15 protein-coding genes are annotated in these 15,229 nt (G+C 70.6%); 8 read left to right on the forward strand and 7 right to left on the reverse strand.

Annotated features, from left to right (window positions below; all coding sequences use genetic code 11):
- The first annotated feature begins 105 nt into the window (after positions 1-105).
- The 3 genes from ACLJT4_RS12980 (at position 106) to ACLJT4_RS12990 (ending at position 3,557) form a co-directional block, all read left to right on the forward strand.
- Positions 106-1,368 (forward strand): Gfo/Idh/MocA family protein, encoded by a 1,263-nt coding sequence (locus ACLJT4_RS12980; protein WP_411122453.1) that lies wholly within the window; start codon positions 106-108, stop codon positions 1,366-1,368.
- A 333-nt stretch (positions 1,369-1,701) separates the two neighbouring features.
- Positions 1,702-2,292 (forward strand): HAD family acid phosphatase, encoded by a 591-nt coding sequence (locus ACLJT4_RS12985; RefSeq protein ID WP_411122454.1) that lies wholly within the window; start codon positions 1,702-1,704, stop codon positions 2,290-2,292.
- Between the two features lie 281 nt (positions 2,293-2,573).
- Entirely contained in the window at positions 2,574-3,557 is a 984-nt protein-coding gene (locus tag ACLJT4_RS12990) for a helix-turn-helix domain-containing protein (protein ID WP_411122455.1), read from the forward strand.
- A gap of 71 nt (positions 3,558-3,628) precedes the next feature.
- On the opposite strand, the gene ACLJT4_RS12995 is transcribed toward ACLJT4_RS12990, so the two are convergent.
- Together ACLJT4_RS12995 and ACLJT4_RS13000 are read right to left on the reverse strand one after the other, a co-directional pair.
- Entirely contained in the window at positions 3,629-3,856 is a 228-nt protein-coding gene (locus ACLJT4_RS12995; protein WP_411122803.1) for a ferredoxin, read from the reverse strand.
- A 26-nt stretch (positions 3,857-3,882) separates the two neighbouring features.
- Positions 3,883-5,103 carry a cytochrome P450 gene (locus ACLJT4_RS13000; RefSeq protein WP_411122456.1) on the reverse strand — a complete coding sequence of 407 codons (1,221 nt, stop codon included), beginning with the start codon at positions 5,101-5,103 and terminating at the stop codon, positions 3,883-3,885.
- 212 nt (positions 5,104-5,315) lie between these two features.
- Between ACLJT4_RS13000 and ACLJT4_RS13005 the strand changes: the two genes are divergently transcribed.
- Positions 5,316-5,870, forward strand: a complete 555-nt coding sequence (locus ACLJT4_RS13005; protein ID WP_411122457.1) for a TetR/AcrR family transcriptional regulator — start codon at positions 5,316-5,318, stop codon at positions 5,868-5,870.
- Positions 5,871-5,895: 25 nt separating this feature from the next.
- Here ACLJT4_RS13005 and ACLJT4_RS13010 read toward each other — a convergent pair whose 3' ends face one another.
- A complete protein-coding gene (locus ACLJT4_RS13010; RefSeq protein WP_411122458.1) occupies positions 5,896-6,954 on the reverse strand; it encodes a hypothetical protein in 1,059 nt (352 codons plus the stop codon).
- A gap of 287 nt (positions 6,955-7,241) precedes the next feature.
- Between ACLJT4_RS13010 and ACLJT4_RS13015 the strand changes: the two genes are divergently transcribed.
- Positions 7,242-8,063, forward strand: coding sequence for a lipase family protein (locus tag ACLJT4_RS13015; RefSeq protein WP_016577058.1), 822 nt, complete (start codon positions 7,242-7,244; stop codon positions 8,061-8,063).
- Between the two features lie 52 nt (positions 8,064-8,115).
- Here the strand turns inward: ACLJT4_RS13015 and ACLJT4_RS13020 are convergent, their stop codons facing one another.
- The 3 genes from ACLJT4_RS13020 to ACLJT4_RS13030 all read right to left on the reverse strand — a co-directional run bounded on the left by ACLJT4_RS13020 (position 8,116) and on the right by ACLJT4_RS13030 (position 11,260).
- Positions 8,116-9,282 carry a cytochrome P450 gene (locus ACLJT4_RS13020; RefSeq protein WP_411122804.1) on the reverse strand — a complete coding sequence of 389 codons (1,167 nt, stop codon included), beginning with the start codon at positions 9,280-9,282 and terminating at the stop codon, positions 8,116-8,118.
- A 122-nt stretch (positions 9,283-9,404) separates the two neighbouring features.
- Positions 9,405-10,043 carry a TetR/AcrR family transcriptional regulator gene (locus tag ACLJT4_RS13025; protein ID WP_411122459.1) on the reverse strand — a complete coding sequence of 213 codons (639 nt, stop codon included), beginning with the start codon at positions 10,041-10,043 and terminating at the stop codon, positions 9,405-9,407.
- A gap of 2 nt (positions 10,044-10,045) precedes the next feature.
- A complete protein-coding gene (locus tag ACLJT4_RS13030; RefSeq protein WP_411122460.1) occupies positions 10,046-11,260 on the reverse strand; it encodes a cytochrome P450 in 1,215 nt (404 codons plus the stop codon).
- Between the two features lie 193 nt (positions 11,261-11,453).
- On the opposite strand from ACLJT4_RS13030, the gene ACLJT4_RS13035 reads away from it, so the two are divergent.
- Both ACLJT4_RS13035 and ACLJT4_RS13040 read left to right on the forward strand, forming a co-directional pair.
- The gene (locus ACLJT4_RS13035; RefSeq protein WP_016578069.1) at positions 11,454-11,717 is read left to right on the forward strand and encodes a hypothetical protein; all 264 of its coding nucleotides are present in this window, start codon (positions 11,454-11,456) and stop codon (positions 11,715-11,717) included.
- Complete coding sequence (locus ACLJT4_RS13040; protein ID WP_233656271.1) at positions 11,704-12,054, forward strand: hypothetical protein; 351 nt, start codon at positions 11,704-11,706, stop codon at positions 12,052-12,054. Before ACLJT4_RS13035 ends, ACLJT4_RS13040 begins: the two co-directional genes overlap by 14 nt.
- A 137-nt stretch (positions 12,055-12,191) precedes the next feature.
- Here ACLJT4_RS13040 and ACLJT4_RS13045 read toward each other — a convergent pair whose 3' ends face one another.
- Positions 12,192-12,707 (reverse strand): TetR/AcrR family transcriptional regulator C-terminal ligand-binding domain-containing protein, encoded by a 516-nt coding sequence (locus ACLJT4_RS13045; protein WP_411122461.1) that lies wholly within the window; start codon positions 12,705-12,707, stop codon positions 12,192-12,194.
- A 135-nt stretch (positions 12,708-12,842) separates the two neighbouring features.
- On the opposite strand from ACLJT4_RS13045, the gene ACLJT4_RS13050 reads away from it, so the two are divergent.
- On the forward strand, positions 12,843-15,065 hold the full coding sequence (locus ACLJT4_RS13050) for an alpha/beta fold hydrolase (RefSeq protein ID WP_411122462.1): 2,223 nt from the start codon (positions 12,843-12,845) through the stop codon (positions 15,063-15,065).
- The last annotated feature ends 164 nt before the right edge of the window (positions 15,066-15,229 follow it).

Below are 15,229 nucleotides of genomic sequence, written 5' to 3' on the forward strand. Positions count from 1 at the left end.
GTCGTGGCCCGGTGGCGGGCCGGGGCCGCGGTGTGTTGCCCTGGTGGTGCTGTGCTCCTGCGCCTCGCAACGAAACGCCCACGAGTCGTCCCCGAAGGCAGGCTGATGACGTTGTCCCACACCAGGGAAGAGTCCGACACCCCACACGCGCCCGCGGCCCGGCCGACGGCCGACGGCCGGCGAGAGCTGCGGCTCGCGGTCGTGGGCCTCGGCATGCGGGGAACCCTCGGCCGGCACGTCGCCGAGCAGCAACTCCCGGCGCGGGTGGTGGCGGTGTGCGATCCGGTCGCGGCCCGTCGCGAACGCGGCCGGGAACGGTATCCGGGAGCCGCCCCCCACGCCGATCACCGCGCCCTGCTCGACGAGGGATTGGACGGCGTGATCCTGACGACGCCGGACGACACCCACGAGCAGTTGGCCGTCGACTTCCTGGAAGCCGGCGTCGCGGTCTTCGTCGACAAACCGTTGGCCATCACCACCGCGGGCTGCGACCGCGTCCTGGAAACGGCGCGGCGGACCGGCACCCGGCTCTACGTCGGGCACAACATGCGGCACATGCCGGTGGTCCGGACCCTGCGCGAGCTGGTCGTCAAGGGCGTCATCGGCGAGGTCAAGGCGGTCTGGTGCCGCCACTTCGTGGGCCACGGCGGTGACTTCTACTTCAAGGACTGGCACGCGGACCGGCGCCGCACCACCGGCCTGCTGCTCCAGAAGGGCGCGCACGACCTCGACGTGATCCACTGGCTGGCCGGCGGCTACACCGTGCGCGCACAGGCGATGGGCGGACTGACCGTCTACGGCGACATCACCGCACGGGGCGGCCAGGGCGGGCGGACCCTGACCGACTGGTTCGATCCGGACGCCAACTGGCCGCCCACCACCCTGACCGGCCTCAACGACGTGGTCGACGTCGAGGACCTCTCGATGATGACCATGCGGCTGGACAACGGCGTCTTCGCCACCTACCAGCAGTGCCACTTCACTCCCGACTACTGGCGCAACTACACCGTGATCGGCACCCACGGCCGGCTGGAGAACTTCGGTGACACCGAAGGTGCGGTGGTGAAGGTGTGGAACGGCCGCCGCAGCGGGTACCGGGCGGACGCCGACCTGGTGGTGGAGGTGCCCGCCCAGGACGGCGGGCACGGCGGGGCCGATCCGCGGCTCGTCACCGAATTCGTGGACTTCGTGCGCGCCGGGATTCCCACACTCACCTCGCCGGTGGCGGCGCGCCAAGCGGTCGCCGCGGGGTGCGCCGCCACCGCCTCGCTGCGCGCCGACGGCATCCCGGTCGACGTTCCGGCACTGTCACGGGAGGTGGCCGGACATTTCGCCACCGGGGCGGGTGAATCCGGGGAGGCCCGGTGAACTCGTAGCGACCGCCCGGGAAATCCCCGCTTCCGGTGCGGCCAATTCCTTGCCCGACCGCGGTCCTCACACCATCGGAGAGCACCCCCGTCACCGCGCCCGAAACCCGCACTTTCCTGGCCCGCAAAACACCCACCCCACCCATAAAAGTGCAATTGGCCGCCACAGTGCGGGAGTTGGGACCGACGCTGCCCAACGTTGCCACTGGCGCGACGTGGACACTGCGGGACCGCGGGTTCAGGTAGCAATGTCATGGCTGGCCACGTGGATTCCGCGGCGGGAATCCCGTGCCTGCCACCGAACGGAACGCCCCCCGAAGGAGTGGTGAAGAGCATGGTCAAGGGGAAGAAGATCGCCCTTGTGCTGGGACCGGTGCTGGGAGTGAGCATGTTCGCGGCGCTGTCGCCTGCGGCGGCGCAGGCGGCTTCCCGGCCGGAGTCCCTGCCGAGTGAAAGCGAGTGGCTGGGCGACGTCGCGCCGGTCGCCGCATCCCTCCAGGACTACCTGGAACACCGTCTGGCCGACGGCAAGAGCGGCGAGAAGCCCGCGGTGGTCCTGGACATCGACAACACCTCGCTGGCCACGCACTACGACCGGGGCAAACCGATCGAGGCGATCCTCAAGGCCACGAACTACGCACACGAGCACGGCGCCGCCGTGCTGTTCGCGTCCTACCGCGGCGCCGACAAGGAGGACTCCACGACCCGGGAACTCACCTCGGCCGGGTACACCGTCGACGGCCTCTGCCTCAAGCCGCACGGCGACAGCCCCGGCAAGGCCCAGGTCAAGCTCGGCTGCCGGAAGAAGTACGAGGCGCAGGGCTACACCCTCATCGCCAACGTCGGCAATCGCAGCACCGACTTCGAGGGCGGGCATTACGAGAAGGGGTTCAAACTGCCCGATTATGACGGCCAGTTGAGCTGATTCCGGCATTCCCGGGACCTCGGGTTCCGGGCAGACGTGGGGCCCGCCGGTGTCGGCGGGCCCCACGCATTCCCGGAACCGGGCGCCTGCGGAGGGCGGTTCGGCCGGCACGGGTCCCGGCGCCGTGACCTGCGCGTCCATCGGCCTGTGGTAGACATCGACGCCGAACACGGCACGGCACGAGAACGTCACACCGCGCCCCGCACCACGCACCCGTCGCACCCCCACGTCCGCGACCGCGCGCCCGCCCCCCACCCCCCGCTCACCGTCCGGAGCCCCTCATGAGCGAAGACGACCGGTCGGCCCACCTCGTTCGACTCGGCCTGTCCCCGACCGAGGCCACCGCCTATCTGGCCATGCTCGACACCGGCCCCACCACCATCGCCGCGCTCTCCCGCCGCCTGGGCCGGGCGCCGGCGGAGACGGAGCGCACCCTCCCCCGCCTCATCCACCTGGGGCTGGCCACCAGTCACGGTCCCGACGGTGCCGGCATCGCCCCGATCGAGCCGTCCATCGGCCTGGGCCGGCTCGCCAACGCCCGCACCGCGGAACTGCAACAGGCACATCTGGTGGCCATGGACGCCTATCGCACCTACCGGCGTCAGGTGCACCCACACGCCACCGACGACCTCGTCGAAGTCGTCACCGGACCGCAGATCGTGGAGCGCATCCTCCAGGTGGAGGACGCCGTGGCCACCGAGGTGCTGCGCTTCGACGCGCCCCCGTGGCACACCGGCGGCACGCCCAACCCGACCGAGATCCGCAACCTGGAACGCGGCGTCTCCTACCGCATCGTGTACTCCAAGTCCGCGGTGGAGAACGGCGACTACTACGCCTGCAACATCCGGCCCTGCATCGCGGCGGGCGAGCAGGCCAGGGTGCTGCAGTCCCTACCGGTGAAGTTGGGCGTCTTCGACCAGCGGCTGGCCATCGTGTCGCTGGCGTTCGGGGACACCGAGGTGAACGACTCGATGCTGCTGGTCCGCCCGTCCAGCCTGCTGCGCGCACTCACCGGCCTGTTCGAGACCTCCTGGCGGTCCGCCTATCCGCTGCACTTCGGCGGACGGGTGCCGGCCGCACTGCGCCCGGTGCAGCGCAGGATCCTGGAGCTGCTCGGGAGCGGCGTCACGGACGAGACCATCGCCGAACTGCTCGGCATCAGTCGACGCACCCTCTCCCGCCAGTTGGAGCAGCTCAACCGCGCCGCCGACGCCGCCACCCGCTTCCAACTCGCCCTGTACGCGGCGCGGAAGGGGTGGATCTGACGGCCGCCACGGGCGGCCCCAGCCCGTTCGGCCGGAGACCGCCCCGGCCGACAGCCGGAATCCCCGCTCGCCTATTCCGTGTCCTCGGCGTCCTCGGCGTCCTCGGCGTCCTCGACGACGCGGACCGCACCGGACGGACAGAGATGGCCGGCCTCGCGCGCGGTGCGCCGGTCGTCGGTGGCGGGTTCGGCCGTCAGCACCGTGACGATCCCGTCGTCGTCCTGGTCGAAGACGCCCGGCGCCGTCAGCGCACACAGCCCGGCACCGACGCAGACCGTCCGATCCGCACTCACCCGCATGGTCATGTCCTTCTCCCTCTCCCCCGTCACCAGGTGACCGGGAGTTCGTTGACGCCCTGGATCGTCGTACCCGGTCGCAGCACCAACTGCTCGACGGGGACGGCCAGTCGCAGCGTCGGGACGCGGTCCATGAGGGCGTTGAGGATGACCTCCAGCTCCAGCCGGGCGAGGTTCTGGCCCAGGCACTGGTGCACGCCGAAGCCGAAGGCGAGGTGGTGGCGCGCGGAGCGGTGGATGTCGAGGGCGTCCGGGTCCTCGTACACCGTGCCGTCCCGGTTGGCTATCGAGTTGACGACGATCACGCCCTCGCCGGCCCGGATGAGCTGCCCCTCGACCTCGATGTCCGCGGTGGCGACGCGGCCGCCCGCGATGTCGGCGATGGCGAGGTAGCGGAGCAGTTCCTCCACGGCACCGGGCACGAGGCTGCGGTCGGCGCGCAGGGCGGCGTACTGCTCGGGGTGGTCCAGCAGGGTGATCACGCTGAGGGAGGTCATCGAGGCCGTGGTCTCGTGGCCGGCGATGAGCAGCAGCATCGCGGTGGAGATCAGTTCCTCGCGGTCGATCTCGCCGTTGGCCAGCTGATCGGCGACCAGGCCGCCCACCAGGCCCTCGCCCGGTTCGGTCTGGAACTGGGTGATGAGGCCGTCCAGGTAGCCCGCGAGGTCGGTCCGCGCGGTGATCGCGCTCTGCGCGTCCGTGGACTGCACCAGTCGCTTGCTCGCGTCCTGGAAGAACTCATGGTCGGCGTAGGGCACGCCGAGGAGTCGGCAGATCACCATGGAGGGCACCGGTAGCGCGAACTGGCTGACCAGGTCGGCGGTCGGGCCCGCGGCCAGCATCTCGTCGAGGAAGCCGTGCACGATCTCCTCGACCTCGGGGCGCATGCCCTTGATCCGCTTGACGGTGAACTCGCTGATCGTCATCCGCCGCCGGGTGCCGTGCTCGGGCGGGTCCAGGCCGATGAACGCCTGGCGGCTCTCCCGGACGGCCTCGAAGCGCGGTGACGTGGCGGGGAAGTTGTCGTCCGTCCGGTTGGAGGACAGCCGGGGGTCGCCGAGCAGTTTGCGCGCGGCCTCGTGCTTGGTCACCACCCACACCTGGCGACCGTCGTAGAGCGTGACCCGGTGCAGGGCGCCGGGGGTGTCCCGGAGCTGGGCGTAGCCGTCCGGTAACTGGTAGGGGCAGCTCCGGTTGCTCGGGAAGGCGGGTGCGTCCGCGGTCTGGGGCGTCGTGGCGGTATCGGTCATCGGTCCACTCCGATTCAAGAACTCTCACCTTTAAAGAACGCCATGTTCTCTATTTTGGAGCATAGACTTGCCCCCGTAGAGAACGCAACGGCCTCTATCAGACATCTTCAGGAGTCACCCTGTCCGCCAACGCCGATCCCACCGCCGCCCCCGCCACTGACCACCGCAAAGGCCCCCGCCGCCGCGGTGCGGAGCTGGAGAACGCCATCCTGATGGCGACTCTGGAGGAGCTCAGCGAGACCGGCTACGCCGCACTGTCGATGGAGCGGGTGGCCACCCGGGCCCGCACCGGCAAGGCCGCCCTCTACCGCCGCTGGTCCAACCGCGCCGAACTGGTCGTGGAAGCTTGCCGGTTGGCCGGCGTCGCCAAGATCGACCCGCCCGACACCGGCGCGCTCCGCACGGACGTGATCGATCTGATGCAGCAGATCGCCGCCAAGGTCGCAAGCCCGCTCGGCGGCATCCTGCGCGGTCTGCTGGCCGAAATGACCCGGGACCCCGACTTCGCCAAGCTGGTCCGGGAGAGCGTGCACACCGTCGGCCCGGTCAGCCTCCGCGCCATCCTGGAACGCGCCGTCGAACGCGGTGAGATCGAACCCCGGATCCTGGATTCCCGGCGCGCCACGGTCGCCACCGACCTGCTGCGCAACGAGTTCCTGCTGTTCGGGGCCCCGGTCTCGGACGACGCCATCACCGACATCGTCGACGACGTCTACCTCCCGCTGATCCTGCGCCCGGCCCCGGGACGAGCCGGCGAGGGCGGCTAGCCCGACCGCCCGCGCCGGCGAACCCTCAACACCCCACCCGGCGTGCGGCCGTTGACGCCGGCACGGCGGCCGAAGCGCTCGGCAGGCGGTGCTCCGCGGCGGTCATGATGCGCGCGATGAGCTGGCGGTACGGCCGGCCGGTGCCGGCCCACTGGAGGGGCAACGGGGAGTAGGTGGGGCTGAGGCCGGGAAGCGGGTTGACGTCCAGGACGTGGGGCTCACCCGCTGCGTCACACCGCAGGTCGACCCGGCCGGCGTCCCGGCAACCGAGCGTGCGCCAGGCCCGGACGGCGAGACCGGCGAGGCGCTGCACGGCTCCGGTTTCCTGGAGGGCCCGCACGGGGACCGGCTGACCCGACGCGTCCCGCTTGCGCAGATCGGTGAGGAAGGGCGTCGTCCGCCGGTCGTGGAGCGTTTGCGACACGCCGATGGCCCGGGCGTCCGCACCGGCGCCGAGGATGCCGACGGTGTACTCCGGGCCGGGGAGGTACGGCTCGACCATCACCGGCTGGCCGTGCCGTTGCAGCAGCCGCGTGCAGGTCGACCGCAACTCCCGCGCGTCGTCCACGCGGGAGTCCGCGCCGATGCCCTTGCTGGTGCCCTCGGCGACCGGCTTGGCGAACAACGGGTACGGCAGGTCGATCCCGTCGATGTCGTGGGGCTCCCGGACGACGGCGAACGGGGCCGTCGTCACCCCCGCCTGCCGCAGCAGCAGCTGGGTGGTGGGCTTGTGCAGGCACAACGACAGGCACAGGGAGTCCGAGAACGTGAAGGGGATCCGCCACTCCTCCAACAGCGCGGGAACCTGGGCTTCGCGCCCGTAGCCGTGGTGCCCCTCGGCGAGGTTGAAGACGACGTCCCAGCGTTCGCCGCGCAGCAGGCGCTCCATCAACGCCGGCAGCGCACCGATCAGCACGCACCGGTAGCCGAGCCCTTCGAGGACGCCGGCGACGGTCTGTACCGTCTCCCACTCGTCGAACTCCGCGTCGTACCCCTCCCTGGGCGGGCCGGCGCCGAAGTGCTCGACGGACTCACCGCGCAGGTTGTAGGTGAGCCCCACGACCAGCCGAGACTGCGACACCACGGCGCCCTCCGACTCAGACCGTCCCCGGCCGCCAGTGTGCGACCTGACGGGCCGTGCGGCACGCGCTGCTCGCCCGTCCGGGCCGCCGGATGCGCCAGGCAGGTGCCGTTCGGTGTTCGTCACGACCGGCGTCGGACCCGCGGCCCCGCCGTTCGGGGGACTACGGGCGCGGCGACAACCCCCTGGCGGGCCGCCGGCATTACGAAGGGACCGGTCTCGCGCCGGGGCGACCGTCCCGCGCACGGCGTGACCCCAGCACCGGACGACACCGAGCCGAAGGAGCCCGCATGTCCGCACCGACCGCGATCGACCACCGCTCGCCCACCGGGTACAGCCTGCCCCTGGCCTACTGGCTGGCCCAGGCGTCCGATCTGGCCTACAAGGACGAGGCCACCATCGAGTCCGAGGCCCGTTCCTGGGGCTTCGACGAGGTGCGCCACCACCAGACGCGGTTCACGCCGCCGTTCCCGCTGGAGGACACCCAGGCGTACACGGTCGCCAGCGACCACATGATCATCACCGCCTTCCGCGGTACGGAGCCGGCGCAGATCCGTGACTGGTTGTCCGACGCCAGCACGCCCCCGTGGCCGGGCCCGGCCAAGACCGGCTACGTCCACTACGGCTTCGCCGAGGCGCTCCAGTCGGTCTTCCCGGACGTCAAGGACACGCTGGCCGAGCTGCGCACCAACGGGCAGACGGTGTGGTTCACGGGGCACAGCCTGGGCGGGGCGCTCGCCATGCTCGCCGGCGCGCGGATGTACCTGGAGGACCCGCGGCTCCAGGCGGACGGCGTCTACACCTACGGGCAGCCCCGCACCTGCGACCGCATCCTGGCGGCCGCGTACAACAAGGGCTTCCAGAACCGCATGTACCGCTTCGTCAACAACAACGACATCGTTCCGCAGCTCCCGCCGGAGCCCGCGTTCACCCACGTCGAGTCGCTGCGCTACATCGACTCCGGCGGCAAGCTGCACGACTCCATGGGGCTGCTGGGCAACCTGGCGGACCGGGCCAAGGGGCTGACGGCGGACGCCTTCGCGCCCGCCGCGGACGGCATCCGGGACCACTCGATCAAGCGGTACATCGCCGCCATCGGGCAGAACGTCTGACGGTCGGCGCGCCTGCCCCGCCGCGCACCGGTCGCGGCCGGGGCAGGCCAGCTCACCAGGTCACCGGCAGTTCGTACACGCCGTAGACGGAACCGTCGTGCTTGAACGGGACGTGCGCCAGCGGCACGGCCAGTCGCAGCGTCGGGATGCGGCGGTAGAGGGTGCCGTAGACGACCTGGAGTTCGAGGCGGGCCAGTGACTGGCCCAGGCACTGGTGGACGCCGAAGCCGAAGGCCACGTGGTGCCGGGCGGCGCGTTGCAGGTCCAGGCGGTCGGGGTCGGGGAAGGCGTCCGGATCACGGTTGGCGATGTCGTTCGGGAAGATCAGTCCCTCGCCGGCCCGGATGGTCCGCCCGGCGAGTTCGATGTCCGCCGTCGCCACCCGGCGGCGGCCGCTGTGGGTGATGTGGAGGTACCGGAGCAGTTCCTCGACGGCGTTCGCCACGCGCTTGGGATCGTCGGACGCCCGCAGGGCGGCGAGTTGTCCGGGGTGTTCCAACAGGGCGAGCGTGCCCAGCGCGATCATGTTCGCGGTCGTCTCGTGGCCGGCGATCAGCAGCAGGACGCCCATCCGGGCCGCGTCGAGCCGGGTCAGTTCGCCGGCCACGACACGCTGGGCGAGCTGGGAGAGCAGGTCGTCCGTGGGCCGGACGAGCTTCTCGCCGACCAGGTCGTCCAGGTAGTCGCTCAATCGTCCGTGGGCGGTGGTGCGCTCTTCCGGAGTGACGTTGCGGTTGATCAGGATCCGGCTGTTCTCCTGGAAGAAGTCGTGGTCGGCGTAGGGCACGCCGAGCAGTTCGCAGATGACGAGGGAGGGCACCGGCAGGGCGAACGCCTCCACCAGGTCCACCGGCCGGGGGCCGGCGAGCAGCGCATCGACGCGCTCGTCGACGATCTGCTGCACGCGCGGGCGCAGCGCCTCGACGCGTTTGACGGCGAACGGGGCGGTGACCATGCGGCGTTGCCGGGCGTGCTCGGGGTCGTCCATCAGGATGAAGCCGATGGTGTTGCCGCTGACCGGGGCCGCGCTGGGGTAGCCGGGGCGGGTGACGTCGGCGCTGACGCGCGGGTCGGCCAGCAGGGCGCGCTGGTCGGCGTAGCGGGTCACCAGCCACGGCGTGCTGCCGTCCCAGAGTCGGACCGTGGTGAGCGGGCCCTGTTGCTGTTGCGCCGTGAGGGTCGGCGGTGGGTCGAACGGACAGCCCGCCGCGCGCGGCATCGGGAACTCGGGTACGTCGGACGGGCAGTGTGGCTCCGCTAAGCCGGTGGGGGTGGAGCCGGTTGCGTCGGGCACGGACGACCGCCTTTCGAGTGGGGTGTGCGGAGTGCGGGTGGGGACGGTCACGGCGTGGTCGGGCACGGGGCGAGCCACAGTCCGGTGATCGCGTCGATGAGTCCGTCCGCGTAGGCGTCCCAGTCGGCGTGGACCGTGGGGGTGCCGTCGGCGAGGGCGCGTTCGCGCTCGGCGAGGGTGTGCACCATCAAGTGGCGTGCCATGTCGCCGCGTTCGATCCGCACGGGCAGGGGAAGGTCGGGCAGGCACCGGTTGAGTCCGTCGAGGTTGCGCGCGATGGACGGGCCGAACGCCTCGTCGACCATGACCTCGCGCAGCACCGGGTCGGTCATCAGTTGGGCGGCGAACCGCGCGTACCAGGTGGGGCTGCCCAGCTGGCCCAGGTGCCGGGCGCCCGGTCGGACCAGGCACGCCACCCAGTCGCGTGCGTCGCGGGAGTCGCCGGTTGTGGCGAGCATGCGCTGCCGCAGTTCGTCGATCGGGTCGGCGTGCCGGCGGACGACGGCCCGGATCAGATCGGTCTTGGTGCCGAAGTGGTAGCCGACGGCGGCGTTGTTGCCCTGGCCGGCGGCCTCGCTGATCTGCCGGTTGGAGACGGCGAACACGCCGTGTTCGGCGAACAGGCGCTCCGCCGCGGTCAGGATGGCTTCCCGGGTCTCCGCGGCCCGCGCGGCTTTCACGGACATCGTCACCACCGGACCGGAACGTCGCACAGCCCGCCGACGACCAGGCCCTCGATGCGCCGCAACTCGCCTACGGGCACGGCGAGTTCGAGAGTGGGGAGGCGGCGCAGCAGGACGTCGAGCACCACCTGGAGCTCGGTGCGGGCGAGCGCCTGGCCCAGGCACGAGTGCGGCCCGGCGCCGAAGGCCAGGTGGGGGTTGGGGCTGCGCTCCAGCCGCAGGTCGTCGGCGGCGGCGAAGACCGCCCCGTCCCGGTTGGCGGCGGCCATGCTGCACACCAGGGTCGCACCTCGGGGCAGAACGGTGCCTGCGACGTCGATGTCCTCCGTGACGTAGCGGGGCATGCCGAAACCGGCGTTGGCGTCGTACCGCAGGACCTCCTCCACGGCGGTGCGCACCAGTGCGGGGTCGGCGACCAGTTGCTGCCAGCGGCGGCGATCGGCGAGCAGCAGCGCCATCATCTTGCCGATCATGTTGGCGGTGGTCTCGTGGCCGGCGATCAGCAGGGCCTGGCCGGTGGCGGCGAGTTGGTCGTCGGTCAGCCGCCCGCCGTCGGCGTCGGTCGCGGTGATGAGGGAGCTGAGCAGGTCCTCCCCCGGCTCCGCGCGCTTGGCCTCCAGGTGCTCGGTCAGGTAGGCGTGGAAGTCCCGTTGGGCGGTGTCGATCTCGTCCCGACCGTAGCGGGTGAGGTTGAGCAGCATGTCGGACCAGCGGGAGAAGCGGTCCCGGTCGGCCGCGGGGACACCGAGCAGATCGCAGATCACCCAGACCGGCAGCGGGAAGCCGACGCTCGCCTTGAGGTCGGCCGGGTGGCCCCGGGCGATCATCTCGTCGACCAGTTGTTCCGCCATCGCCTCGATCGCCGGGCGCAGGGCGTTCATCCGCTTGGCGGTGAACCACCTGGTCAGCATGCGCCGCCAGCGCTGTTGTCCGGCACCGTTGAGGGACTCGGCCATCGCGCTGTTGAACACCCCACCGGAGGCGTCGGCGGAGATGCGGGCGGCGCCTTCGGCGTTCAGCTGCCGGGTGCAGCGCGGGTCGGAGAGCACCTGCTTGACGTCGTCGTAGCGGGTCAGCAGCGCGGCCCGGTCGCCGCTCGGCAGTGTCACCGGGGCCACCGGGCACGTGGTACGCAACTCCCGCCATTCGGCCGGTGCTTCCAACGCGCCGGGGGCCGTCAACGGATAGGCCGGTGCGGGGGTGCCGTCGTCGTGGCTCACCACCGTCTCCCTTCGTCCTGGGGTCGGTGGGCAGTCAACGCCGCACCGGCCCTTAAGTCAAGCAACTGACTTAGAACGCAACCCCGTTCCGACCCGGCCGTGCCCCTGCGACGCCGCTGGTCATCTCAACTGATCGAGTGCACTCCGCGGGAGGTCGTCGTTTCGGGGGCGCGGGCCCGATACCCTCCGCGCCATGGGGACCTTCGCCGACGAAGCACGGTCGCGGCTGGCGAATCTGCTGCGCATGGCAGGCAACAGCGAGCGGGACCGCGCGCTGATCATCGCCTATGTGGAGTCCACGCCCGAGCCGCCGCCACTGGGCCCGCGCGGCATCCACACCAGCGGCTGCCCGCGGTGCCGGAACACCATGTGGGGCCAACGCGACCGGGACGGGCGACCGATCTCGGTCTGTGCGCGGTGCGGATTCGTCAAGGAGGCCGACGGTGGACTGTCCTGACTGCGACCTGTCGATGGTGGAGCCGGGGCCACAGGGCAACCGGCACTGCTGCTACCGCTGCGGTCGCGTCGCGGCGACGGGCGAGACCGCGGACGACATCACCATCCGTGAACGGGGACGGCAAGAGGCGTTCGTCCTTCTCGACTACGCGATGGCGCTGCGCGGCGAGTGCCGCACGCGCGCCCCTAGGGAGGACCTGCCCATGGGCCAGCTCATCCAGACCCGAGGCTGCGGCAAGTGCGGCGGCACCATGTACCGGACCGTCGAGACGGACGGGGACGGGAATCCGACGCAGGAGAGCCAGTTCGTCTGTTCCGCCTGCGGCCACATCGAGTGAGGCGACGGCGGGGAGGTCGACCGCCGTCTGCGAGGGTGCCGGTTCCCCGGCGCGGCGGCGCCGGGGAGTCCGCACTCATGTCGTACCGATGTCGTGCGCGGACCTCACCGCCGCCGTCGGCCCACCGGGACAGCCGGTCACTCAGCCATAGCCAGCACATCGCGGACCAGACGTCGCACGTACTCGCGATCGACGGGCAAGGCGAATACGACGTGGTGGTACAGAGGCGCGATGACATGGTCGAGGATCTGCGGGACGCTCGGTGTCTTCTCACCGCGTTCGCGGGCCCGGCTCACCACCTCCGACGCCTGCTCGCGGCGTTTCTCCGTGACCGGGCAACTCGCGACGATCTCGGTGCGGGCCGACACCATCGCACGCAGGTATCGGGCTCGGTGGGGACGTGTGATGTCGCGGGCGATGACCTGCGCCCACTCGGTCAGATCCTGCTGGAGGGATCCGGTGTCGGGCGCTGACTCACCGTCCCGGGTCAGGGCGGCGACAGCGACTTCCTCAAGGAGAGCGTGGACGCTGTCCCAGCGTCGGTAGAGCGTCGTCGGGTTGACCCCGGCCCGTTCGGCGACCACGGGAAACGTGATCTTTTCGGCGCCCTCGCCCACGAGTTCACCGACCGAGGTGTAGACCGCGGTCAGCACTCGACTGCTCCGCCCTCCGGGGCGGCTGGCGGCTGCATGGTGAGACACGTCACCAGCATACGCAAAGATCTTTGCTTCTACTACGATGGGCCGCCCGGACTAAAGCAAAGATCATTGCATTCCGATGGAGGTCGCGTGCTCCACCGTTCAGTTTCGTTCTTCCTCGCCGGAGCCGTGGGCGCGGCCACGCTCACTGCCGCTTCGGCGCCGTCCCCCCTCTACCCGGTCTATCAGCGCCTTTGGGACCTCTCCACGTTCACCTTGACGGTCGTTTTCGCCGTCTACGTCTTCGCCTTGCTCGCCGCCCTGTTGACCGTCGGATCGATCTCCGACCGCGTGGGCCGTCGGCCTGTCGCCTGCGGTGCCCTGGTGCTGCTCGCTCTGGGCATGCTGCTCTTCGCCGTCGCCACAGGCGTCGGCGGCCTGATGGCCGCGCGCATTGTGCAGGGGCTTGCCGTGGGGACAGCCGCCGGCGCCACTACGGCCCTGATCATGGAGTCCGCGCCGAACCCCCGGCTCGGCTCGACCATCAGCAGCGCGGTCCCTCCCTTGGGGATAGCGATCGGCGCCGTCCTCGCCGGCGCCTTGGTGGAGTTCGCGCCACTGCCCCGCCAACTCGTCTTCTGGATCCTCACCGTCGTGTACCTGGTGCTCGCGGCACTCGTCTGGCTGGTTCCCGAGAGAGCTCGATCCGACTCGCCAAGCCGGGAAACGATGTGGCGGTCACTGCTGCCCAGCGCTCAACTCCCGCGGGCCACACGGCCGGTCTTCGTCGCACTGCTGCCGTCGATCAGTGCGACGTGGGCCCTTGGCGGCCTGTACCTCTCGCTCGGATCGTCGATCCTCACCACCGTCCTCGACGTGCACAACCACTTCGTCGCGGGCGTCATCCTCGGCGTCTTCTTCGTCGCAGGGACGGCGGGCACCGTCGCGTCGGCCTTCGCTCCGCCACGACACCGCGCATGGTTCGGCCTCGGGCCCCTCGCCATTGGCGTCCTGGTCACTATCGCGGCCATGCCGACGGGTGTACTGCCGCTCTACGTCGTCGGGTCGCTGATCGCGGGATTCGGGTTCGGGGCGACGTTCCGGTTTGCCGTCCATGCCCTCGGTGAGGCGGCACCGATCGCCCGACGGGGCCAGGTGTTCGCGACGATGTACATCGTCAGCTATCTCGCCTTCAGTGTGCCTGCGCTCGCCGCCGGGCTCGCTGTCGAGCGATTCGGGCTCAAACCAACAGCCGTCGTGTATGGAGCCCTGGACATCGCATTGGTCCTGTTCGCTCTCGTTGCCGGGGCCGCCCACGCGCGTCGACGGGATGGCGAGGACGACGTTCGGCGCGATATCGCACCGCCGTTGACCTCACGCATTTTCGGCACGCCGCGCCACACCACGCACTACCTGGAGTGCGGACCAGCCGATGGACCGCTGATGTTCTTCCTCCACGGGTGGCCGGGCATCGGGTTGTTGTGGCGGGCCCAGATGGAGGCGTTCGCTGCCGACGGGTGGCACTGCGTCGCGCCCGATCTGCGCGGGTACGGCGAATCCTCCGCCCCGGCGGATACCGACGCCTACACCGTCGAGGAGGTCGTGATGGACCTGACGGAGCTCCACGACCATCTCAGCGGCAGAACCGCGGTCTGGATCGGCCACGACTGGGGCAGCGCCGTGGCGGGAGCAGTGGCCGCACACGAGCCGGAGCGGTGCCGCGGCGTGGTGTTGACCTCGTGGGCCTACTACCCCACCGCCAACAGCCTGGCCACGCTCGTACCCCTGGTCGACCGGCAGCTGTACCCGGCCGACCGGTATCCGGACGGACAGTGGGACTACTACCGCTACTACACGACACACTTCGAAGCGGCGGTCGCCGACCTTGACGCGGCTCCGGCGGCAACGCTGGCATCGGTCTATCAGCCGGGCAGCCCCGCCGCGATCGGCGCCATCTCACCGACGGCCACGGTCACACGCGACGGCGGACGCTTCGGCGCCGCGCACCGCGCACCGCCGACGCCGGCCGATCCGGCTCTCTGGCCACCAACGGACTTCGACACCCTGGTGCAGGCGTTCACAACTCACGGCTTTCGTCCTCCCTCTGCGTGGTACACAAACGACGACGCCAACATCGCTTACGCGCGCAAAGCACCCGACGGCGGGCGCCTGACGCAGCCGGTGCTGTTCGTCAACGGCGAGTGGGACGCGATCTGCAACATCTCGGGAAACCGCCAAGGCGACCCGATGCGCGCGGCCTGCGCAGATCTCACCGTGGCGCGGGTGCCTGCAGGACACTGGCTGCCGCTCGAGAGCAAGGCCCAACACATTGAAGCCATCCGCACCTGGCTCCGCTCCAAGAATCTTCGATGAGCAGACAGATACGGGCTCGTCCGGCTCGAAGCTCCGGCGGGGTTCACATGCGTCCGGAACAGCGGCGACAGCGCCCGCCGGTCGGCATCAGTGAGCCTGTTCCCCGAGTTCCTCGATTGCCTGGTAGGTGGGATGCCTGGGCCCGCCGCGGGTGAAGCGGCGCG

The sequence above is a fragment of the Streptomyces sp. x-19 genome (assembly GCF_046549115.1).
Lineage (GTDB): Bacteria > Actinomycetota > Actinomycetes > Streptomycetales > Streptomycetaceae > Streptomyces > Streptomyces albulus_C.